This is a genomic window from Enterobacter sp. 301B (assembly GCF_003850715.1).
GTDB classification, from domain to species: domain Bacteria; phylum Pseudomonadota; class Gammaproteobacteria; order Enterobacterales; family Enterobacteriaceae; genus Enterobacter; species Enterobacter intestinihominis.
This window is the reverse complement of sequence record NZ_PQTC01000004.1, coordinates 204,775-224,529: the sequence shown is the minus strand read 5'-3', so window position 1 is coordinate 224,529 and position 19,755 is coordinate 204,775. Positions and strand designations below refer to the sequence as shown.

Below are 19,755 nucleotides of genomic sequence, written 5' to 3'. Positions count from 1 at the left end.
GCCGGGTGGCGGCCTCGCCTGACCCGGCCTACGGTTTTGTAGGCCCGCTAAGCGCAGCGCCAGCGGGCTTTTTTACTAGCGCACGGCCTGAGCAATCCACGCCGATACATCCCGCAGCTCTTTTTCCTGCTCCGGAAAATCCCCAATTAATGCATCACATTCCTGCTGCAGCATATCCGCCCGATACAGACAGCCCTGTAAACGTGCGGCCAGCGCCTCCAGCGGTGCAGGATTGAGACTATCCGTAAAGACCTGCGTGCGGGTAATATGGCCCTTCTCCACGTCAAAGTGCAGCTCAACGCCGCCCCATGTAAATCGCTCATCCAGCAGGTGTGAAAACGCCGGTGCCTGACCGAAGTTCCACTCCCAGCTGCTCTGGCGCGCAAAGGTTTCCGCGAAGTTGGGCAGGTCCGGGGTTTTATCCGGAGAAATCACCTCGGCTTCTACGCGTTCACCGTAATGCTTGAAAAAGGCTTCACGGATCGCGTCGCAAATCTGCTCATGAGTAATCCCCGGCAGCAGATCCACCAGATTCGCCACGCGACCGCGCACGGAGGTAATGCCTTTCGCCTGGAGCTTTTTCTTGTCCGGGTTCAGATAGTTTGCCAGACGGCTCAGATCGGCATTCAGCAATAATGTGCCGTGGTGGAATCCGCGATCCATCGTTTCGCGGTAGGCTGAGCCTGACACTTTCCGGTCGCCTTCAGGTGTTTTCACCACCAGATCGTTACGACCCGAGGCTTCAGCCGTCACGCCGAGCGAATTGAGCGCGTTGAGCACAATGGAGGTCGAGATGGTTTTGTCGTATTCCGGCTTGCCCGCCATAAAGGTAAAGCAGGTGTTGCCGAGATCGTGGAACACCGCACCACCGCCGCTGCTGCGGCGCGCCAGGCGGACGTTGTCCTCTTCCATACGGCGGGTGTTACACTCTTTCCACGGATTTTGCGCGCGGCCAATAACGACCGTATCAGCGTTGCGCCAGAGAAACAGGACGCGCTGGGTGGCGGGCATCTGGCGGAAGATGCACTCTTCCACCGCGAGATTAAACCAGGGATCGTAAGAGTCAGAGATAAGCAGGCGTAACGTCGACATGGCAGAGTTCCTTTTCCGAATCATCCGCCTACTTTATCACTATTCTTTCTTCTCGCTCTCTTCCTCTTCGGGAACTGACTTGCTGGCGGTTAACAGGAACGGCGACTGCTGCCAGCGGGTGCGCTTGCCTTGCAGCAGCGTGCGCGCCAGTACCACGCCAATCGCCAGCGAGAGCAGCAGCATCAGGCGCAAAATATTGGTGGTGTTATCCACCTGTTTGGCTTCGGTTGGCAGGGTGTGGGTGTCGAGTGTCAGACGTAAATAGCCGAGTGGGCCATTCTTGCCCTGAATGGGTTCAACGATTTGTTGATTGAAATAACCGCCAGCTTTTTTGCCGTCCAGTGCCAGCCTGTCGCGCACGTCGACATGCTCACCCGCGCGGGCAATCAGGTCGCCCTGTTCATCGTACACGCCCGCATCCAGAATGCGGCTGTTTTCCGTAAGCTGGCGCAATACCTGGGCTATCCGCTTGTCATCCGGCGTTTCGGTGCGCATAGACGGCGCAACGTTGAGCGTCACCTGGCGCGCCAGCGTACGGGCCAGTTCTTCAAACTGCGGGTTACGCTGTCGTTGGTGATTCTGGCTAAACCAGGATGCCCCCTGCATAAGCGCCACTAATAGTGCGAGACAGATCAGGACAATCACGGCGCGATGAAGCCGGAATTTCAGTTTTGCGCGAGCCATATTCCACCTGCTTAAAATTTACGGCTTAATGTTGCCAGAAGTGATGGTTACAGGGTAGCCTCATGCGTTATTTTCCCTCTGGAACCTTCCGGCGCGAACGAAATTACAGGAGCTTCAATGCCGAACATTACCTGGTGCGACCTGCCAACGGATGTCTCTTTATGGCCAGGATTGCCGCTCTCTTTAAGTGGCGATGAGGTGATGCCTCTCGATTACCACGCTGGCCGTAGCGGCTGGCTGCTGTACGGACGCGGCCTGGATAAGCAACGCCTCACCCAGTATCAAACTAAACTGGGCGCAGCGATGGTCATCGTTGCGGCCTGGTGCGTGGAAGATTATCAGGTTATTCGCCTGGCGGGTTCCCTGACGCAGCGCGCCACGCGTCTGGCGCACGACGCCGGGCTGGACGTAGCCCCGCTCGGCAAAATTCCGCACCTGAAAACGCCTGGCCTGCTGGTGATGGACATGGACTCCACCGCCATTCAGATCGAGTGTATTGACGAGATTGCTAAACTGGCGGGCAGCGGCGAGCTGGTGGCGGAAGTCACCGAGCGCGCGATGCGCGGCGAGCTGGATTTCACCGCCAGCCTGAGACAGCGCGTGGCGACCCTGAAGGGGGCCGATGCTAACATTTTGCGTCAGGTGCGCGATGAACTGCCCCTGATGCCAGGGCTGACGCAGCTGGTGCTCAAGCTGGAGACGCTCGGCTGGAAAGTGGCGATTGCCTCCGGTGGGTTCACCTTCTTTGCCGATTACCTGCGTGACAAGCTGCGTCTGACCACCGTGGTGGCAAACGAGCTGGAGATCATGGACGGCAAACTCACCGGACAAGTGATTGGCGACATCGTGGATGCGCAGTACAAAGCCAATACGCTGACGCGTCTGGCGGAGAAATACGCCATTCCGGTCGAACAGACCGTCGCCATCGGCGATGGCGCGAACGATCTGCCGATGATCAAAGTTGCCGGACTGGGTATTGCCTACCACGCCAAGCCGAAAGTGAATGAAAAGACGGAAGTCACTATCCGTCATGCTGACCTGATGGGCGTGTTCTGCATTCTCTCCGGCAGCATTAATCAAAAATAGCGGCCTGCTTTTGTAGGCCGGGTAAGCGTCAGCGCTATCCGGCGCGCAGACCGCACAGAAATAACGAGGTAAACCGTGGCGAAAGCTCCAAAACGCGCATTTGTCTGTAATGAATGTGGTGCGGATTATCCGCGCTGGCAGGGGCAATGCAGCGCCTGTCATGCCTGGAACACCATCACCGAAGTGCGTGGTGTGGCGGCTTCGCCGAGCGTGGCCCGCAATGAACGCCTGAGCGGCTATGCGGGCAATGCAGGCGTGTCGAAGGTACAAAAACTTTCGGATATCAGCCTTGAGGCGCTGCCGCGCTTCTCAACCGGATTCAAAGAATTTGACCGCGTGCTCGGCGGTGGCGTAGTGCCGGGCAGCGCTATTCTGATCGGCGGTAACCCGGGCGCGGGTAAATCCACCCTGCTGCTGCAAACGCTCTGCAAGCTCGCCGAACAGATGAAAACCCTGTACGTCACGGGCGAAGAGTCACTCCAGCAGGTGGCGATGCGCGCGCACCGCCTCGGTCTGCCGACCGGCAATCTGAATATGCTCTCGGAAACCAGCATCGAGCAGATCTGCATGATCGCCGAAGAAGAGCAGCCGAAGCTCATGGTGATCGACTCCATTCAGGTGATGCATATGGCGGACATTCAGTCGTCACCGGGGAGCGTGGCGCAGGTGCGTGAAACGGCTGCGTACTTAACGCGCTTTGCCAAAACGCGCGGCGTAGCGATAGTGATGGTGGGCCACGTCACCAAAGACGGCTCGCTGGCCGGCCCGAAAGTGCTTGAGCACTGTATCGACTGCTCGGTGATGCTCGACGGCGATGCGGATTCCCGTTTTCGTACCCTGCGCAGCCATAAAAACCGCTTCGGCGCGGTGAATGAACTGGGCGTGTTTGCCATGACCGAGCAGGGGCTACGCGAAGTCAGCAACCCGTCGGCCATCTTCCTGAGCCGTGGCGACGAGATTACGTCCGGTAGTTCGGTGATGGTGCTGTGGGAGGGGACGCGTCCGCTGCTGGTTGAAATTCAGGCGCTGGTGGATCACTCGATGATGGGTAATCCGCGGCGCGTGGCGGTCGGTCTGGAACAGAACCGCCTGGCGATCCTGCTGGCGGTGTTGCACCGTCACGGCGGCCTGCAAATGGCGGATCAGGACGTGTTCGTCAACGTGGTTGGTGGGGTGAAGGTTACGGAAACCAGCGCGGATCTGGCGCTGTTGCTGGCGATGGTCTCCAGCCTGCGCGACAGACCGTTGCCGCAGGATCTGGTGGTATTTGGCGAAGTAGGGCTGGCGGGCGAAATTCGCCCGGTGCCGAGCGGTCAGGAGCGTATCTCCGAAGCGGCAAAACATGGCTTCCGCCGCGCAATTGTTCCGGCCGCCAACGTGCCGAAAAAAATCCCGGAAGGGATGCAGGTTTTTGGCGTTAAAAAACTCGCAGATGCGTTAAATGTCTTTGACGACTTATAATTACGTATTCGATTTTGCAGGAGGCACCGTAATTTATGTCATCATTTGACTACATCAAGACCGCTATCCGCCAGAAGGGCTGCACGTTACAGCAGGTAGCGGACGCCAGCGGCATGACCAAGGGCTACCTGAGCCAACTGCTGAACGCCAAAATCAAAAGCCCCAGCGCGCAGAAGCTGGAAGCGCTGCACCGTTTTCTGGGGCTTGAATTTCCGCGGATGCAAAAGAACATTGGCGTGGTGTTCGGTAAGTTCTACCCGCTGCATACCGGGCATATCTATCTGATCCAGCGCGCCTGTAGCCAGGTCGACGAGCTGCATATCATCATGGGTTATGATGAAACCCGCGATCGCCAGCTGTTTGAAGACAGCGCCATGTCGCAGCAGCCCACCGTGCCGGACCGCCTGCGCTGGCTACTTCAGACATTTAAGTATCAGAAAAATATTCGTATTCATGCCTTTAACGAAGAGGGCATGGAGCCGTACCCGCACGGCTGGGACGTGTGGAGCAACGGCATCAAAGCGTTTATGGAAGAGAAGGGCATTGCGCCTAACTGGATCTACACCTCTGAAGAGTCCGACGCGCCGCAGTTCCGCGAGCATCTGGGTATCGAAACCGTGCTGATCGATCCTAAACGCACCTTTATGAACATCAGCGGGGCGCAGATCCGCGAGAACCCGTTCCGCTACTGGGATTACATTCCGACCGAGGTGAAGCCATTCTTCGTGCGTACGGTGGCGATCCTCGGCGGCGAGTCGAGCGGGAAATCGACGCTGGTGAATAAGCTGGCGAATATCTTCAATACCACCAGTGCGTGGGAGTATGGCCGCGATTACGTCTTCTCACACCTCGGTGGTGACGAGATGGCATTACAGTATTCCGACTACGATAAAATCGCGCTTGGTCATGCCCAGTACATTGATTTCGCGGTGAAATACGCCAATAAAGTCGCCTTTATTGATACCGATTTCGTCACCACGCAGGCGTTCTGCAAAAAGTACGAGGGGCGCGAGCACCCGTTTGTGCAGGCGCTGATTGATGAATACCGCTTTGATCTGGTTATCCTGCTGGAAAACAACACCCCATGGGTAGCCGACGGCATGCGCAGCCTGGGCAGCTCGGTAGACAGGCGTGAGTTCCAGACCATGCTGGTGGAGATGCTTAACGAGAACAACGTTGAGTTTGTGCATGTGGAAGAGTCGGATTACGACACCCGTTTCCTGCGCTGCGTCGAGCTGGTGAAAGAGATGATGGGTGAGCAGGGGTAAAAAACTTACCCCTCACCCTAACCCTCTCCCCAAAGGGGAGAGGGGATCGCACGGAGCTGTCTTTACCCTCTCCCCCGTGGGGAGAGGGCAGGGTGAGGGGGAACAAACCACTCAATACTCAACCACCACTTTCCCACGCATATGCCCCTCCAGCACCATGTGGTGCGCTTCGGTAATGCTTTCCACGCTCAGCCCGTGCAGCGTTTCGCTGAGCGAGCTTTCCACCACGCCGTTATCCACCAGCTTCGCCACCTCATTTAAAATCTCGCCCTGGCGCGCCATATCCGCGGTCTGGTACATGCTGCGGGTGTACATAAATTCCCAGTGCAGGGCGGCAGATTTGGACTTCAGCTTGTCCTGGTTTAGCGGATGCGCATTTTCAACGATGGAACAAATGTGTCCCTGAGGGGCAATCAGATCGCTGACCGCATCCCAGTGCCCGTCGGTGTCGTTGAGGATAAAAATGTAATCCACAAAGGTGAGCCCCTGTTTCGCCAGTTCACCCTTCAGGTCGCGGTAATTTACGACAACGTCAGCCCCGCGATCGCGACACCATCGGGCGGAATCTTCTCGTGAGGCGGTTGCGACGATCTTCACCTTGCTGTTGTGCTTCGCAAACGGGATCGCCAGCGATCCGACTCCACCCGCGCCGCCAATTATCAGCAGCGTTTTATCTGCGTCGGCATCCTGAATCTTCAGCCGTTCAAACAGGCCTTCCCACGCGGTGAGCGCCGTCAGCGGCAGTGCTGCCGCAGAGGCCCAGCCAAGGTTTGCAGGCTTGTGCCCGACAATGCGCGCATCGATAAGCTGGTGCGTGGTATTGCTGCCCGGTCGGGTGATATCCCCCGCGTACCATACTTCGTCACCCGGTTTGAATCCAATGACGCCAGCCCCGACGGCTTTGACGATCCCGCTGGCATCCCACCCGAGAATGCGCAGCTCCTTCAGCCCGCTTTTGGCAATGCCTGCATGTACTTTGGTATCCACCGGGTTTACGGAGACGGCTTTCACCTCCACCAGCAGATCGTACTCGCCGGGCTGCGGCATCGGCGGGGTGATTTCAACGAAGGTGGAGGGATTTTCTGGGTTAACGGCAATGGCTTTAACAGACATGGTGTTCTCCTCAATGAATGCGTTGTGTTGAGGCTAGTCTATTAAGTGGTCAGCTGCATGATAAGATGGACAATCAAGAACTCAGCGTTCGTACAGGGTGAACAATCATGTTTAAACAGCTACAGGATATGGCGCTGTTTGCGCTGGTGGCTGAGATGGGCAGCTTTACTGCGGCGGCGCAGAAGGCGGAACTGCCGAAATCCAGCGTCAGCCAGCGCATTAGCCAGCTGGAGCAGCAGGTGGGGATCCGCCTGCTTAACCGCACGACGCGCAGAATAAGCCTGACGTTTGCGGGCGAGCACTATCTGGTGCACTGCCGCGAGATGCTGGCGGCCAGCGAGCGCGCGGAGTATGCCATTCAGCGGCTGCGAGAAAACCCCAGCGGACGGCTGAGGATCACCTGTCCGGCAGGGATTGGCGCGACGCTGCTGGCGCATATGAATGCCGAGTTCCAGCTTCGCTACCCTGACGTGTCGCTGGATGTATCAATTTCAGACGATGTGGTAGATCTGGTCGAGTCGGGTTTTGACGTGGCGCTGCGCACCGGCAAACCGCAGGATTCTTCCCTGATTGGCCGCATGATTGGGCACTGTCCGCGCTACATGCTGGCCTCGCCTGACTATCTGGCGCGTCGGGCGCCGTTAATCCATCCCCGACAGCTGGTGGATCACCGCTGCATTACGCACCGGGCATGGTCGGAGTGGCTTCTGCGAAGCGAGAGTGAGGATTACCGCTACCTGCCGGATAACGCCCACATGACGGATAACCTGGTGTACGCCCGAGAATGCGCCATTGCCGGGGCGGGGATCACGCTGTTACCCGCATTCCTGCTGGAAGATAAAATTGAAAAGGGCGCGCTGGTAAAGGTGCTACCGGAGTGGCGCGTTGAGGGGAACGATCTCTGGCTGGCCTATCCGAGCCGTAAGCTCAATTCGCCTGCGCTGATGAGATATATCGACTTTGCGATGCAGTTTGATGAGGTGAAGCGGTATTACGTGGGCAAATAAAAAAGCCGGGTGGCGGCTTCGCCTTACCCGGCCTACACACTGTGCGGCCTGATGCCCTCACTCTGGCCCCCTCACGGGGAGAGGGAACAAACATAAAAAACGGCAACCGAAGTTGCCGTTTTGCTTTTATTTCGCAATACGCTTGTACTTAATACGCTTCGGCTCCAGCGCGTCTGCGCCCAGCGTGCGTTTCTTGTACTCTTCGTATTCGGTGAAGTTACCTTCGAAGAACTCCACTTTACCTTCGTCCTGGTAGTCCAGAATGTGGGTTGCGATACGGTCAAGGAACCAGCGGTCGTGCGAGATAACCATGGCGCAGCCCGGGAATTCCAGCAGGGCGTTTTCCAGCGCGCGCAGGGTTTCGATGTCCAGGTCGTTGGTAGGTTCATCGAGCAGCAGAACGTTGCCGCCAACCTGAAGCAGCTTCGCCAGGTGCAGACGACCACGCTCACCGCCAGACAGCTCGCCCACGCGTTTGCCCTGGTCGGTGCCCTTGAAGTTAAAGCGGCCAACATAGGCGCGGCTTGGCATCTCGGTGTTGCCGATACGCATGATATCCAGACCGCCGGAGACTTCTTCCCACACGGTTTTGCTGTTGTCCATCGCGTCACGGAACTGGTCAACGGAGGCCAGCTTCACGGTCTCACCCAGGGTGATAGAGCCGCTGTCAGGCTGTTCCTGACCGGACATCATGCGGAACAGGGTGGATTTACCCGCGCCGTTCGGACCAATGATGCCGACGATAGCACCTTTCGGTACGGAGAAGGTCAGATCGTCGATCAGCAGGCGGTCGCCGTATGACTTACGCAGGTTGGTCACTTCAACCACTTTATCCCCCAGACGTGCGCCAGGCGGGATAAACAGTTCGTTGGTTTCGTTACGCTTCTGGTATTCGGTGTTGTTCAGCTCTTCGAAGCGCGCCAGACGGGCTTTGCCCTTGGACTGACGGCCTTTCGCGCCCTGACGAACCCACTCCAGCTCTTTCTCAATAGACTTACGGCGCGCCGCTTCCTGAGACGCTTCCTGCGCCAGACGCTGATCTTTCTGCTCCAGCCAGGAAGAGTAGTTGCCTTCCCACGGAATCCCTTCACCGCGGTCCAGCTCCAGGATCCAGCCCGCCACGTTGTCGAGGAAGTAGCGGTCGTGGGTAATTGCCACCACGGTGCCTTCGAAGTCGTGCAGGAAGCGTTCCAGCCAGGCCACGGATTCCGCATCCAGGTGGTTGGTCGGTTCGTCGAGCAGCAGCATGTCTGGTTTTTCCAGCAGCAGGCGGCACAGCGCCACGCGGCGGCGTTCACCACCGGAGAGATTCGCGATTTTCGCATCCCAGTCCGGCAGACGCAGGGCATCTGCCGCGCGCTCCAGCTGCACGTTCAGGTTGTGACCGTCGTGCGCCTGGATAATCTCTTCAAATTTGCCTTGCTGAGCGGCCAGTTTGTCGAAGTCCGCATCCGGCTCGGCGTATTTGGCATACACTTCATCCAGACCTTTCAGGGCGTTAACCACTTCGGATACCGCTTCTTCAACGGATTCACGCACGGTGTGTTCCGGGTTCAGCTGAGGTTCCTGCGGCAGGTAGCCGATCTTGATGCCAGGCTGCGGACGGGCTTCACCTTCGATGTCTGTATCGATGCCGGCCATGATGCGCAGCAGGGTGGACTTACCGGCACCGTTGAGACCCAGAACACCGATTTTTGCGCCCGGGAAAAAGCTCAGCGAGATATTTTTAAGAATATGACGTTTCGGCGGGACAACTTTGCCGACACGATGCATGGTATAAACGAATTGAGCCACGTTGGACTTCGCCTCTTTTATCGTGATGAGAATGAATTTCAGCCTCGAAGTGTAGCCTTTTTCACGCCCTAATCCCAGCCAGGAACGTCGGGAGTGTTAAAACGCGCAAGAAAGGTAAAAAAGTGTCCATGACGTGGCGCGTTGTGGGATGCCTGGTTAGCATAAGTTGAGGTAACTTTAACGTGGCAAGACGCTGCAACTGACGAAAAACAATGAGGAAGAGCTTGTGGAAAAAGCCAAACGGGTGGTCTGGCGTCTGCTGGCTGCCAGCGTATGCGTAATGGCGGTAAGCCAGGCGGTGCATGCCGATTCACTGGATGAACAACGTAACCGCTATGCCCAGATTAAGCAGGCATGGGACAACAAGCAGATGGATACCGTGCAGGCGCTGATGCCGACGCTGAAGGATTATCCGCTGTATCCGTATCTGGAGTATCGTCAGATCACTGATGATCTCATGAATCAACCGACCGTCACCGTAAATAACTTCATTCAGGCGAACCCGACACTGCCGCCTGCGCGCACCCTGAAGTCACGGTTTGTGAACGAGCTGGCCCGTCGCGAAGACTGGCGCGGCCTGCTGGCTTTCAGCCCGGATAAGCCGGGCGCGACGGAAGCGCAGTGTAATTACTATTATGCGAAATGGGCGACCGGTCAGCAGGAGGAAGCCTGGACCGGCGCGAAAGAGCTGTGGTTGACGGGCAAAAGCCAGCCAAACGCCTGTGACCCGCTGTTCAGCGCCTGGCGCGCCTCGGGCAAGCAGGATCCGCTCTCTTACCTGGAACGTATTCGCCTGGCGATGAAGGCCGGTAACACCCGGCTGGTCACCGTGCTGGCGGGCCAGATGCCCGCGGATTATCAGACCATTGCCTCTGCCGTTATCAGTCTGGCAAACGATCCCAATACCGTGCTGACGTTTGCGCGTACCACCGGCGCGACCGATTTTACCCGCCAGATGGCGGCGGTGGCCTTTGCCAGCGTGGCGCGTGAGGATGTGGAAAACGCCCGGCTGATGATCCCGCAGCTGGTGCAGGCCCAGCAGCTTAATGACGATCAAACCCAGGAACTGCGCGATATTGTGGCATGGCGACTGATGGGAACAGATGTCACCGACGAACAGGCGCGCTGGCGTGACGACGCGGTAATGCGTTCAAACTCTGTCTCGCTGGTGGAGCGTCGCGTGCGCATGGCGCTGGGAACGGGCGATCGTCGTGGCCTCAATACCTGGCTGGCGCGCCTGCCGATGGATGCTAAAGAGAAAGATGAATGGCGTTACTGGCAGGCGGACCTGCTGCTGGAGCGTGGTCGTGAAGACGAAGCCAAAGCGATCCTCCACTCCCTGATGCAGCAGCGCGGCTTCTACCCGATGGCGGCGGCGCAACGTCTGGGTGAGGAGTACACCCTGAAGATCGACAAAGCGCCAGCCAACGCGAACCCGGCGCTGACGCAGGGTCCGGAAATGGCGCGCGTGCGCGAGCTGATGTACTGGAATCTGGATAATACCGCGCGCAGCGAATGGGCCAACCTGGTCACCAGCCGTACCACCGACGAGAAGGCGCAGCTCGCCCGCTATGCGTTTGATAATCGCTGGTGGGATCTGAGCGTGCAGGCGACGATCGCCGGCAAGCTGTGGGATCATCTCGAAGAGCGTTTCCCGCTGGCTTATAAGGATCTGTTCGATCGCTACACCAGCGGCAAAGATATTCCGCAAAGCTACGCGATGGCCATTGCCCGTCAGGAAAGCGCCTGGAACCCGAAAGTGCGTTCGCCGGTGGGGGCCAGCGGCCTGATGCAAATTATGCCGGGCACCGCGACGCACACGGTGAAGATGTTTAATATCCCAGGCTACAGCAGCCCGTCCCAGCTGCTGGATCCGGAGACCAACATCAACATCGGTACCAGCTACTTGCAGTACGTCTATCAGCAGTTCGGTAATAACCGCATCTTCGCGTCAGCGGCGTACAACGCCGGGCCAGGCCGCGTGCGGACATGGCTTGGTAACAGCGCAGGGCGACTCGACGCCGTGGCGTTCGTCGAGAGCATTCCGTTCTCGGAAACGCGCGGATATGTGAAGAACGTGCTGGCGTATGACGCCTACTATCGGCACTTCATGGGGGAGAAAGATGCCCTGATGAGCGATGCCGAGTGGCAGAGACGTTACTGATCGGCGCGGGTTGTGTTATGCTGTACTCGCTAATGAGTACAAGAGGCAGCATAACATGACCCAGCATTCCCCGTATTCCTCGGCCATGGCCGAACAGCGTCATCAGGAGTGGCTTCGTTTTGTGGAGTTGCTCCGCCAGTCTTACGACAAAGATCTTCATTTACCCTTGCTACAGCTGATGCTGACGCCAGACGAGCGTGAAGCGCTGGGTACACGGGTACGCATTATTGAGGAACTGCTGCGTGGCGAAATGAGCCAGCGTGAACTGAAAAACGAGCTGGGCGCGGGCATCGCGACGATTACCCGGGGTTCAAACAGCCTGAAGTCGGCGCCGGTTGAACTGCGTCAGTGGCTTGAAGCGGTATTGCTGAAAAACGCCGGATGACGGCTTCGCCTTATCCGGCCTACAAACTTAACGATAAATCGCGTTATGGAACGGACTTAACGCCAGAATAACGGCCTGGTGGTAAACGCTCGAACGGGTGAGCTTGCCCGCGGTAAAGACGCCAATCGCCCCCTCTTTACGACCAATCTCATCAATGCCGGTGTAGTGCGACATTACCGGCCCCAGCGCCTCACCCGCGCGGACTTTCTCCAGTATGACCTCCGGCAGCGGCAGCGTGGCTGAACGCGCTTCGCCGCGCTGCTCGCGGCTTTCGATGACAACCCAGCTGAAGGTCGCCCCTTCGTCGATACCTGCTTCAATCGCGACCCAGAAGTCAGCATCTGGCGCGGCGGCTTTTGCATTCGCCACGCGATTTCGTGCGCCAGCGCGTGTTTCCTCGCTGCCAAACGGCTGTTCCGGCACACCGCTCTCGACGCCGACGGCGTCAATATGGCAGGATCCTTCGCCGAAGATCTCTTCAAATGCCCTTAGAATTGCCTGAATTTTGGCAGGATTGGTGGTAGCAGAGACAACATGGTGCATAATTAAGCTCGATTTAAAAAATTCATCGCAGTATAACGGAAAAAAAGCATGTTACAGGTATACCTTGTTCGCCACGGTGAAACGCAGTGGAACGCCGAGCGACGTATTCAAGGCCAGTCAGACAGTCCTCTCACCGACAAAGGTGTGCAGCAAGCGTGGCAGGTGGCGGAGCGCGCCAGAACGCTGGGTATCACTCACGTCATCTCCAGTGATTTAGGCCGCACGCAGCAGACGGCACGCATCATCGCTGATGCCTGTGGCTGCGACGTGACCCTTGAACCGCGCCTGCGCGAGCTGGATATGGGCGTGCTGGAAAAACGCCCTATCGATACGCTGACGGAAACCGAAGAAGGCTGGCGTCGCACGCTGGTGAACGGCACTGAAGATGGTCGCATCCCTGAGGGGGAATCCATGCAGGAGCTGAGCGTGCGCATGCATGCCGCGCTGGCCGAGTGCCTGAAACTCCCGGCAGGTAGCCGACCGCTGCTGGTGAGCCACGGTATCGCGCTGGGTTGCCTGGTGAGTACCATTCTGGGGCTGCCAGCTTACGCCGAGCGCCGTTTGCGTCTGCGCAACTGTTCCATTTCCCGTATCGACTATCAGGAAAGTGCCTGGCTGGCATCGGGGTGGGTGGTTGAGATGGCAGGGGACATTTCGCATCTTGATGCCCCTGCACTGGATGAGTTGCAGCGTTAACGACGTACCGGAATCAGGAATTCCATCCGCAGATTGATAGGGCCTTCTTCCGGTTTTGCATCTTGCGCCGGATAGTAGCGCTCAATGTCCTGACCTTTACGGCGATTCAGATTCAGCATTGGCATGCAGGTCCCGTAAACGGTCAGGATGAACTCCTGAACGCCCGTTCCTAACCCTTCGTATGAGAACATCACATACTCGCCGCCTTCCAGCACGACAGGCTTCGAGCCATGAATGTAACCGTTCGCCATGTCAGGCGTCAGCGCCGTGGTATAGAACACTTCCTGCTCGTCGTCTTTTTCCTGGCTTGGATACGTTTCGTTCAGGCCATACAGAATCGGCGGGATCGCCGGAGCGTGACTTAAAAATTCGCGCCAGAACTGAACGCGCATCTGATGGCGGAACTCGGAGATCTGCTCCAGGGAACAGGAGTAGCTCTGCGTGGTGCCGACCAGGTGCGTTTCCGGCAAGGTGATGATTTCATATTTTGGCATCGCAAACTCGCCCAGACGCAGCGGCGGACGCATACCAAAGGAGCTCCAGTCCGGCGAGCGGCGATAAAGCGCTGGCGTTAACGAGAACTGTTTTTTAAAGGCGCGAGTGAAGGTTTGCTGTGAATCGAAGCGATATTGCAGGGCAATATCCAGGATTGGTCGCGCGGTCAGGCGCAACGCGACAGCAGACTTTGATAAACGACGTGCGCGAATATAGGCACCGATAGCATGACCGGTGACATCCTTGAACATCCTTTGCAGATGCCACTTGGAATAGCCTGCTTTTGCCGCCACATTATCCAGTGACAAAGGCTGGTCGAGATGACCTTCCAGCCAGGTGAGCAGGTCGCGAATAATTCCAGCCTGATCCATATACTATCCTCATCCTTAAAACTGCCGCAGGTGCCTGTTTACAGGTTAGCGGATAATAGCATTTTTTGACGTTTTAGCATTCAGTGTTTTTTTTGCGCATAAATGCTTTTTGTGGTGATTTAAGTGCGGATATATTCTAATCCTGTGATCTTGCTACATTTTTATCTAACCTGTTGAATAATCGCTCAGCGTAATTTTTATGAATGGTAACAATATGAAATACAAGGTTTTAGTCTTTGCAGCACTGGCGCTGATGGCAGGGCGCGTGGCACAGGCGGAGCAAATTGGCTCCGTGGACACCGTGTTTAAAATGTTTGGGCCGGACCACAAAATTGTGGTGGAGGCCTTTGACGATCCGGACGTTAAAAACGTCACCTGCTATGTCAGCCGGGCGAAGACCGGCGGGATTAAAGGCGGCCTGGGGCTGGCTGAAGACACGTCTGACGCGGCCATCTCCTGCCAGCAGGTTGGTCCGGTGGAATTGAGTGACAAAATTAAAAACGGCAAAGCGCAGGGCGACGTTGTATTCCAGAAACGGACCTCGCTGGTGTTCAAAAAGCTACAGGTGGTCCGTTTTTATGACGCGAAGCGTAACACACTGGCTTATCTGGCTTATTCCGACAAAGTCGTGGAAGGCTCACCGAAAAACGCGATTAGCGCGGTGCCGATTATGCCGTGGCATTGATAAAAAAAACGGCGCAAAAGCGCCGTTTTTTACTGCGTGACGGGAGGATTACTCCTGGAGGTCACCGCAGAAACGATAGCCTTCACCATGGATCGTGGCGATGATTTCCGGCGTATCAGGCGTAGATTCGAAATGTTTACGAATACGACGGATGGTTACGTCAACGGTACGATCGTGTGGCTTCAACTCACGACCGGTCATTTTCTTCAGCAGTTCTGCACGGGACTGGATCTTGCCCGGGTTTTCGCAGAAGTGCAGCATCGCGCGGAATTCACTGCGCGGCAGTTTGTACTGCTCACCGTTCGGGCTAATCAGCGAACGGCTATTGATATCAAGTTCCCAGCCGTTGAATTTGTAGCTATCGACGCTACGACGCTCTTCACTGACCGTACCCAGATTCATGGTGCGGGACAGCAGGTTGCGTGCACGAATGGTTAACTCGCGAGGGTTGAACGGCTTGGTGATGTAGTCATCCGCGCCGATTTCCAGACCAAGAATTTTATCAACCTCGTTGTCACGGCCTGTCAGGAACATCAACGCGACGTTCGCCTGTTCACGCAGTTCGCGCGCCAGAAGAAGCCCGTTTTTGCCCGGCAGATTGATATCCATAATCACCAGGTTGATATCATTTTCAGAAAGGATCTGATGCATCTCTGCGCCATCGGTCGCTTCAAAGACATCGTAGCCTTCTGCTTCGAAAATGCTCTTTAACGTGTTGCGTGTTACAAACTCGTCTTCAACGATAAGAATGTGCGGGGTCTGCATGTTTGCTACCTAAATTGCCAACTAAATCGAAACAGGAAGTACAAAAGTCCCTGACCTGCCTGATGCATGTCGCAAATTAACATGATCGGCTTAACGTGACTAAAGTACGTAATTGCGTTCTTGATGCACTTTCCATCAACGTCAACAACATCATTAGCTTGGTCGTGGGTACTTTCCCTTTGGACCCGACAGTGTCAAAAACGGCTGTCATCCTAACCATTTTAACAGCAACATAACAGGCTAAGTGACACCGGACACCCAATAAAACTACGCTTCGTTGACATATATCAAGTTCAATTGTAGCACGTTAACAGTTTGATGAAATCATCGTAGCTGAATGCTAGCCTTTGTCACAATTTTTCAATAAACCAACTAGTTGCGGACATTGATTGATAAACGGTACGAATCCAATCGGAAAAGAGTATTCATAAGGTCATTATCATTACAAAACATAAGGATAATGGACTTCTGTTAACATTCTAACTGATTGTTCAGCCACAAAATAGTTTAGCTTTTTTTAATTGTTATGAAACGCTATTTCGGTGATTTGTGTTGCAAAATTGTAAATTCGTGCTGCGTAATATGTTGAAGTGAATCACATTTTTACCTGCTAACTGATTAAAAAGAGAGCATAAATGCATCTGTCGATTGTGCTGGTGGCACCAGCAAGAGCTGAAAATATTGGCGCTGCGGCGCGTGCCATGAAGACCATGGGTTTTACCGATTTGCGTATCGTAGACAGCGCGGCGCATCTGGAGCCTGCTGCGCGATGGGTGGCGCACGGTTCGGGTGATATTCTCGATAATATAACCACTTACGCTACGCTCGCTGAGGCGCTGCACGATATTTCGTTTACCGTCGCGACGACCGCGCGCAGCCGGGCGAAGTTTCATTATTACGCCACGCCTGCTGAACTGGTGCCACTACTGGAAGAAAAAAGCCAGTGGCTGGAGAAAGCCGCGCTGGTGTTTGGGCGAGAAGATTCCGGGCTAACTAACGAAGAACTGGAACTGGCTGACGTCCTGACGGGCGCGCCGATGGTGGCGGATTATCCGTCACTCAATCTGGGGCAGGCGGTGATGGTGTACTGCTATCAATTAGCATCCTTAATACAAATTTCTCAGCCGCCAGCGTCAGTAACGGATGAAAACCAGCTGGCGGCGCTGCGTATTCGTGCAGATAAGCTTCTCGAGCAACTGGGCGTCGCTGACGATCAAAAAATGGTGGACTGGTTACAGCAGCGCCTGGGGCGTCTTGAACAGCGCGACACGGCAATGCTGCACCGATTGCTTCATGATATTGAAAAAAAATTAGCCGAGTAAAATAGTGTCATAGGTTTTTATTATGGCCGATCCTGCTGATGTCTGGGGTTGCATCTGGGGTATTCCGATGAAAATAAATCTGCACGCAGCGGGACGTGAGAATGTCCCGAATTGTGATCAAATTAAAAATTCATTGACTTAAGGTGTCCGATCCTTTAACCCTAAAAGAATAGAGCACAGACAGATAATAATGACAGAGTACACAACATCCATGAAACGCATCAGCATCACCACCATTACTACAACCATCATCATTACCACAGGTAACGATGCGGGCTGACGCGTACAGGAAAAACAGAAAAAAGCCCGCACCTGAACAGTGCGGGCTTTTTTTTCGGCTAAAGGAAATGAGGTAGAACCATGCGAGTGTTGAAGTTCGGCGGTACATCAGTGGCAAATGCAGAGCGTTTTCTGCGTGTTGCCGATATCCTGGAAAGTAACGCCAGGCAGGGGCAGGTTGCTACCGTGCTCTCTGCCCCGGCAAAAATCACGAACCACCTGGTGGCGATGATTGAAAAAACCATCGGTGGCCAGGATGCACTTCCGAACATCAGCGACGCCGAACGTATCTTCGCTGAACTGCTTCAGGGGCTGGCAGACGCCCAGCCTGGCTTCCCGCTGGCGCAGCTGAAAACCACCGTTGAACTCGAATTTGCCCAGATTAAACACGTTCTTCACGGTATCAGCCTGCTGGGTCAATGCCCGGACAGCATCAACGCGGCGCTAATTTGCCGGGGTGAAAAACTCTCTATCGCCATCATGGCAGGCGTGCTGGAAGCGCGCGGTCATCACGTGACGGTCATCGATCCGGTTGAAAAACTGCTGGCTGTGGGACACTACCTTGAATCCACCGTCGACATTGCCGAGTCGACACGCCGCATTGCGGCGAGCAAAATCCCGTCTGACCACATGATCCTGATGGCAGGCTTCACCGCCGGTAACGAGAAGGGCGAACTGGTGGTGCTGGGGCGTAACGGCTCTGACTACTCCGCTGCCGTGCTGGCGGCCTGTTTACGTGCAGACTGTTGTGAGATCTGGACTGACGTTGATGGTGTATATACCTGTGACCCGCGCCAGGTGCCGGACGCCAGGCTGTTGAAGTCGATGTCGTACCAGGAAGCGATGGAGCTTTCCTACTTCGGCGCCAAAGTGCTTCACCCACGTACCATCTCCCCGATTGCCCAGTTCCAGATCCCTTGCCTGATTAAAAATACCGGTAATCCGCAGGCGCCGGGTACGCTGATTGGCGCCAGCGCTGATGAAGATGACCTGCCGGTAAAAGGCATTTCGAACCTTAATAACATGGCGATGTTCAGCGTCTCTGGCCCGGGTATGAAAGGTATGGTTGGCATGGCGGCACGCGTGTTTGCGGCCATGTCCCGTAATGGGATCTCCGTGGTGCTGATCACGCAGTCTTCTTCCGAATACAGCATCAGCTTCTGCGTCCCGCAGGGCGATTGCCTGCGCGCCCGTCGCGCGCTGGAAGAAGAGTTCTACCTGGAGCTGAAAGAAGAGCTGCTGGAGCCGCTCTCTATTCAGGAGCGTCTGGCCGTGATCTCCGTGGTAGGCGACGGCATGCGCACCCTGCGCGGAATCTCCGCCAAATTCTTTGCCGCCCTGGCGCGGGCCAATATCAATATCGTGGCGATTGCCCAGGGCTCATCAGAGCGTTCAATTTCCGTTGTCGTGGATAACGATGACGCCACTACCGGCGTGCGCGTGGTGCATCAGATGCTGTTCAACACCGACCAGGTGATTGAGCTGTTCCTGGTGGGCGTCGGCGGCGTCGGCGGCGCGCTGCTGGAGCAGGTAAAGCGCCAGCAGGAGTGGCTTAAGAAGAAACATATCGATTTGCGCGTCTGCGGAATTGCGAACTCGAAAGCGTTGCTGACTAACGTCCACGGTCTGAACCTGGAAAACTGGCAGGCGGAACTGGAAGAGGCGAAAGAGCCGTTCAACCTGGGTCGTCTGATCCGTCTGGTGAAAGAGTATCACCTGCTTAACCCGGTGATCGTCGACTGTACCTCCAGCCAGGCGGTGGCCGATCAGTACGCGGATTTCCTGCGCGAAGGTTTCCATGTGGTGACGCCGAACAAAAAGGCCAACACCTCGTCGATGGATTACTATCACCAGCTGCGTCTGGCGGCGAGCAAGTCGCGCCGCAAGTTTCTGTATGACACCAACGTGGGCGCAGGCCTGCCGGTCATCGAGAACCTGCAAAACCTGCTGAACGCGGGCGACGAACTACAGCGTTTCTCCGGCATCCTCTCCGGCTCCCTGTCGTTTATCTTCGGCAAGCTGGACGAAGGGATGAGCCTGTCGGAAGCCACCCGCGCCGCGCGCGAGCTGGGCTACACCGAGCCGGATCCGCGCGACGACCTCTCCGGTATGGATGTGGCGCGTAAGCTGCTGATCCTGGTGCGCGAAACCGGCCGCGAGCTGGAGCTTTCGGATATCGTGATTGAGCCGGTGCTGCCAGCAGAATTTGATGACAGCGGCGACGTCAGCGCTTTTATGGCCAGGTTGCCGCAGCTTGACGACGCCTTTGCCGCCCGCGTTGCGAAAGCCCGTGATGAAGGTAAGGTATTGCGCTATGTTGGCAATATTGAAGAAGACGGCGTCTGCCGCGTGAAGATTGCCGAAGTGGATGGCAACGATCCGCTGTACAAGGTGAAAAACGGCGAGAACGCCCTGGCGTTCTACAGCCATTATTATCAGCCACTGCCGCTGGTACTTCGCGGCTATGGCGCAGGGAATGATGTGACGGCGGCGGGCGTGTTTGCCGATCTGCTGCGTACCCTGTCATGGAAGTTAGGAGTTTAAG

The 19,755-nt window shown here is 56.0% G+C and carries 19 protein-coding genes and 1 other annotated feature; of the genes, 12 read left to right on the top strand and 7 right to left on the bottom strand.

What is annotated here, in order from left to right:
- Positions 1-75: 75 nt before the first annotated feature.
- Both lplA and C3451_RS06585 read right to left on the bottom strand, forming a co-directional pair.
- On the bottom strand, positions 76-1,092 hold the full coding sequence (gene lplA / locus C3451_RS06590; RefSeq protein ID WP_022646990.1) for a lipoate--protein ligase LplA: 1,017 nt from the start codon (positions 1,090-1,092) through the stop codon (positions 76-78).
- A 39-nt stretch (positions 1,093-1,131) separates the two neighbouring features.
- A complete protein-coding gene (locus C3451_RS06585) occupies positions 1,132-1,776 on the bottom strand; it encodes a YtjB family periplasmic protein (protein ID WP_015572615.1) in 645 nt (214 codons plus the stop codon).
- A 117-nt stretch (positions 1,777-1,893) separates the two neighbouring features.
- On the opposite strand from C3451_RS06585, the gene serB reads away from it, so the two are divergent.
- The 3 genes from serB (at position 1,894) to nadR (ending at position 5,591) form a co-directional block, all read left to right on the top strand.
- A complete protein-coding gene (serB, locus tag C3451_RS06575; RefSeq protein ID WP_003856524.1) occupies positions 1,894-2,862 on the top strand; it encodes a phosphoserine phosphatase in 969 nt (322 codons plus the stop codon).
- A 75-nt stretch (positions 2,863-2,937) separates the two neighbouring features.
- Entirely contained in the window at positions 2,938-4,323 is a 1,386-nt protein-coding gene (radA, locus tag C3451_RS06570) for a DNA repair protein RadA (RefSeq protein ID WP_003856523.1), read from the top strand.
- Between the two features lie 35 nt (positions 4,324-4,358).
- Positions 4,359-5,591: a multifunctional transcriptional regulator/nicotinamide-nucleotide adenylyltransferase/ribosylnicotinamide kinase NadR gene (gene nadR, locus C3451_RS06565; protein ID WP_003856522.1), complete on the top strand. Its 1,233-nt coding sequence runs from the start codon at positions 4,359-4,361 to the stop codon at positions 5,589-5,591.
- Positions 5,592-5,702: 111 nt separating this feature from the next.
- Here nadR and C3451_RS06560 read toward each other — a convergent pair whose 3' ends face one another.
- Positions 5,703-6,704 carry a zinc-binding alcohol dehydrogenase family protein gene (locus C3451_RS06560; RefSeq protein WP_045621237.1) on the bottom strand — a complete coding sequence of 334 codons (1,002 nt, stop codon included), beginning with the start codon at positions 6,702-6,704 and terminating at the stop codon, positions 5,703-5,705.
- Between the two features lie 107 nt (positions 6,705-6,811).
- Here C3451_RS06560 and C3451_RS06555 point away from each other — a divergent pair, with 107 nt between their 5' ends.
- Positions 6,812-7,711 (top strand): LysR family transcriptional regulator, encoded by a 900-nt coding sequence (locus tag C3451_RS06555; protein ID WP_023305412.1) that lies wholly within the window; start codon positions 6,812-6,814, stop codon positions 7,709-7,711.
- Positions 7,712-7,837: 126 nt separating this feature from the next.
- On the opposite strand, the gene ettA is transcribed toward C3451_RS06555, so the two are convergent.
- Complete coding sequence (ettA, locus tag C3451_RS06550; RefSeq protein WP_014882470.1) at positions 7,838-9,505, bottom strand: energy-dependent translational throttle protein EttA; 1,668 nt, start codon at positions 9,503-9,505, stop codon at positions 7,838-7,840.
- A gap of 226 nt (positions 9,506-9,731) precedes the next feature.
- Between ettA and sltY the strand changes: the two genes are divergently transcribed.
- Positions 9,732-11,669 carry a murein transglycosylase gene (gene sltY, locus C3451_RS06545; RefSeq protein ID WP_022646993.1) on the top strand — a complete coding sequence of 646 codons (1,938 nt, stop codon included), beginning with the start codon at positions 9,732-9,734 and terminating at the stop codon, positions 11,667-11,669.
- Between the two features lie 55 nt (positions 11,670-11,724).
- Positions 11,725-12,054: a trp operon repressor gene (gene trpR / locus C3451_RS06540; protein ID WP_003856511.1), complete on the top strand. Its 330-nt coding sequence runs from the start codon at positions 11,725-11,727 to the stop codon at positions 12,052-12,054.
- Between the two features lie 27 nt (positions 12,055-12,081).
- Here trpR and yjjX read toward each other — a convergent pair whose 3' ends face one another.
- Positions 12,082-12,597, bottom strand: coding sequence for an inosine/xanthosine triphosphatase (gene yjjX, locus C3451_RS06535; RefSeq protein ID WP_022646994.1), 516 nt, complete (start codon positions 12,595-12,597; stop codon positions 12,082-12,084).
- A gap of 48 nt (positions 12,598-12,645) precedes the next feature.
- On the opposite strand from yjjX, the gene gpmB reads away from it, so the two are divergent.
- Positions 12,646-13,293: a 2,3-diphosphoglycerate-dependent phosphoglycerate mutase GpmB gene (gene gpmB, locus C3451_RS06530; RefSeq protein ID WP_006810187.1), complete on the top strand. Its 648-nt coding sequence runs from the start codon at positions 12,646-12,648 to the stop codon at positions 13,291-13,293.
- Here gpmB and robA read toward each other — a convergent pair.
- Positions 13,290-14,159 carry an MDR efflux pump AcrAB transcriptional activator RobA gene (gene robA, locus C3451_RS06525; protein WP_022646995.1) on the bottom strand — a complete coding sequence of 290 codons (870 nt, stop codon included), beginning with the start codon at positions 14,157-14,159 and terminating at the stop codon, positions 13,290-13,292. The two genes, gpmB and robA, sit on opposite strands and share 4 nt — an antisense overlap.
- A gap of 214 nt (positions 14,160-14,373) precedes the next feature.
- Here robA and creA point away from each other — a divergent pair, with 214 nt between their 5' ends.
- Positions 14,374-14,844 (top strand): protein CreA, encoded by a 471-nt coding sequence (creA, locus tag C3451_RS06520; protein ID WP_003856503.1) that lies wholly within the window; start codon positions 14,374-14,376, stop codon positions 14,842-14,844.
- A gap of 48 nt (positions 14,845-14,892) precedes the next feature.
- Here the strand turns inward: creA and arcA are convergent, their stop codons facing one another.
- Positions 14,893-15,609: a two-component system response regulator ArcA gene (arcA, locus tag C3451_RS06515; RefSeq protein WP_124304260.1), complete on the bottom strand. Its 717-nt coding sequence runs from the start codon at positions 15,607-15,609 to the stop codon at positions 14,893-14,895.
- A 95-nt stretch (positions 15,610-15,704) separates the two neighbouring features.
- Here arcA and yjjY point away from each other — a divergent pair, with 95 nt between their 5' ends.
- The 4 genes from yjjY to thrA all read left to right on the top strand — a co-directional run bounded on the left by yjjY (position 15,705) and on the right by thrA (position 19,754).
- Positions 15,705-15,845 (top strand): protein YjjY, encoded by a 141-nt coding sequence (gene yjjY / locus C3451_RS06510; RefSeq protein ID WP_001541509.1) that lies wholly within the window; start codon positions 15,705-15,707, stop codon positions 15,843-15,845.
- 399 nt (positions 15,846-16,244) lie between these two features.
- A complete protein-coding gene (locus C3451_RS06505; RefSeq protein ID WP_038415292.1) occupies positions 16,245-16,931 on the top strand; it encodes a tRNA/rRNA methyltransferase in 687 nt (228 codons plus the stop codon).
- Positions 16,932-17,142: 211 nt separating this feature from the next.
- A complete protein-coding gene (gene thrL, locus C3451_RS06500) occupies positions 17,143-17,211 on the top strand; it encodes a thr operon leader peptide (RefSeq protein ID WP_015572623.1) in 69 nt (22 codons plus the stop codon).
- Positions 17,150-17,267: a sequence feature (Thr leader region), on the top strand. Its footprint overlaps the gene before it by 62 nt.
- A gap of 24 nt (positions 17,268-17,291) precedes the next feature.
- Complete coding sequence (gene thrA, locus C3451_RS06495) at positions 17,292-19,754, top strand: bifunctional aspartate kinase/homoserine dehydrogenase I (RefSeq protein WP_022646997.1); 2,463 nt, start codon at positions 17,292-17,294, stop codon at positions 19,752-19,754.
- The last annotated feature ends 1 nt before the right edge of the window (position 19,755 follow it).

Coding starts and splice junctions, on each gene's coding strand:
- lplA (WP_022646990.1), bottom strand. CDS start 1,092: ATGTCGACGTTACGCCTGCTTATCTCTGACTCTTACGATCCCTGGTTT.
- C3451_RS06585 (WP_015572615.1), bottom strand. CDS start 1,776: ATGGCTCGCGCAAAACTGAAATTCCGGCTTCATCGCGCCGTGATTGTC.
- serB (WP_003856524.1), top strand. CDS start 1,894: ATGCCGAACATTACCTGGTGCGACCTGCCAACGGATGTCTCTTTATGG.
- nadR (WP_003856522.1), top strand. CDS start 4,359: ATGTCATCATTTGACTACATCAAGACCGCTATCCGCCAGAAGGGCTGC.
- C3451_RS06560 (WP_045621237.1), bottom strand. CDS start 6,704: ATGTCTGTTAAAGCCATTGCCGTTAACCCAGAAAATCCCTCCACCTTC.
- C3451_RS06555 (WP_023305412.1), top strand. CDS start 6,812: ATGTTTAAACAGCTACAGGATATGGCGCTGTTTGCGCTGGTGGCTGAG.
- trpR (WP_003856511.1), top strand. CDS start 11,725: ATGACCCAGCATTCCCCGTATTCCTCGGCCATGGCCGAACAGCGTCAT.
- yjjX (WP_022646994.1), bottom strand. CDS start 12,597: ATGCACCATGTTGTCTCTGCTACCACCAATCCTGCCAAAATTCAGGCA.
- gpmB (WP_006810187.1), top strand. CDS start 12,646: ATGTTACAGGTATACCTTGTTCGCCACGGTGAAACGCAGTGGAACGCC.
- robA (WP_022646995.1), bottom strand. CDS start 14,159: ATGGATCAGGCTGGAATTATTCGCGACCTGCTCACCTGGCTGGAAGGT.
- creA (WP_003856503.1), top strand. CDS start 14,374: ATGAAATACAAGGTTTTAGTCTTTGCAGCACTGGCGCTGATGGCAGGG.
- arcA (WP_124304260.1), bottom strand. CDS start 15,609: ATGCAGACCCCGCACATTCTTATCGTTGAAGACGAGTTTGTAACACGC.
- C3451_RS06505 (WP_038415292.1), top strand. CDS start 16,245: ATGCATCTGTCGATTGTGCTGGTGGCACCAGCAAGAGCTGAAAATATT.
- thrA (WP_022646997.1), top strand. CDS start 17,292: ATGCGAGTGTTGAAGTTCGGCGGTACATCAGTGGCAAATGCAGAGCGT.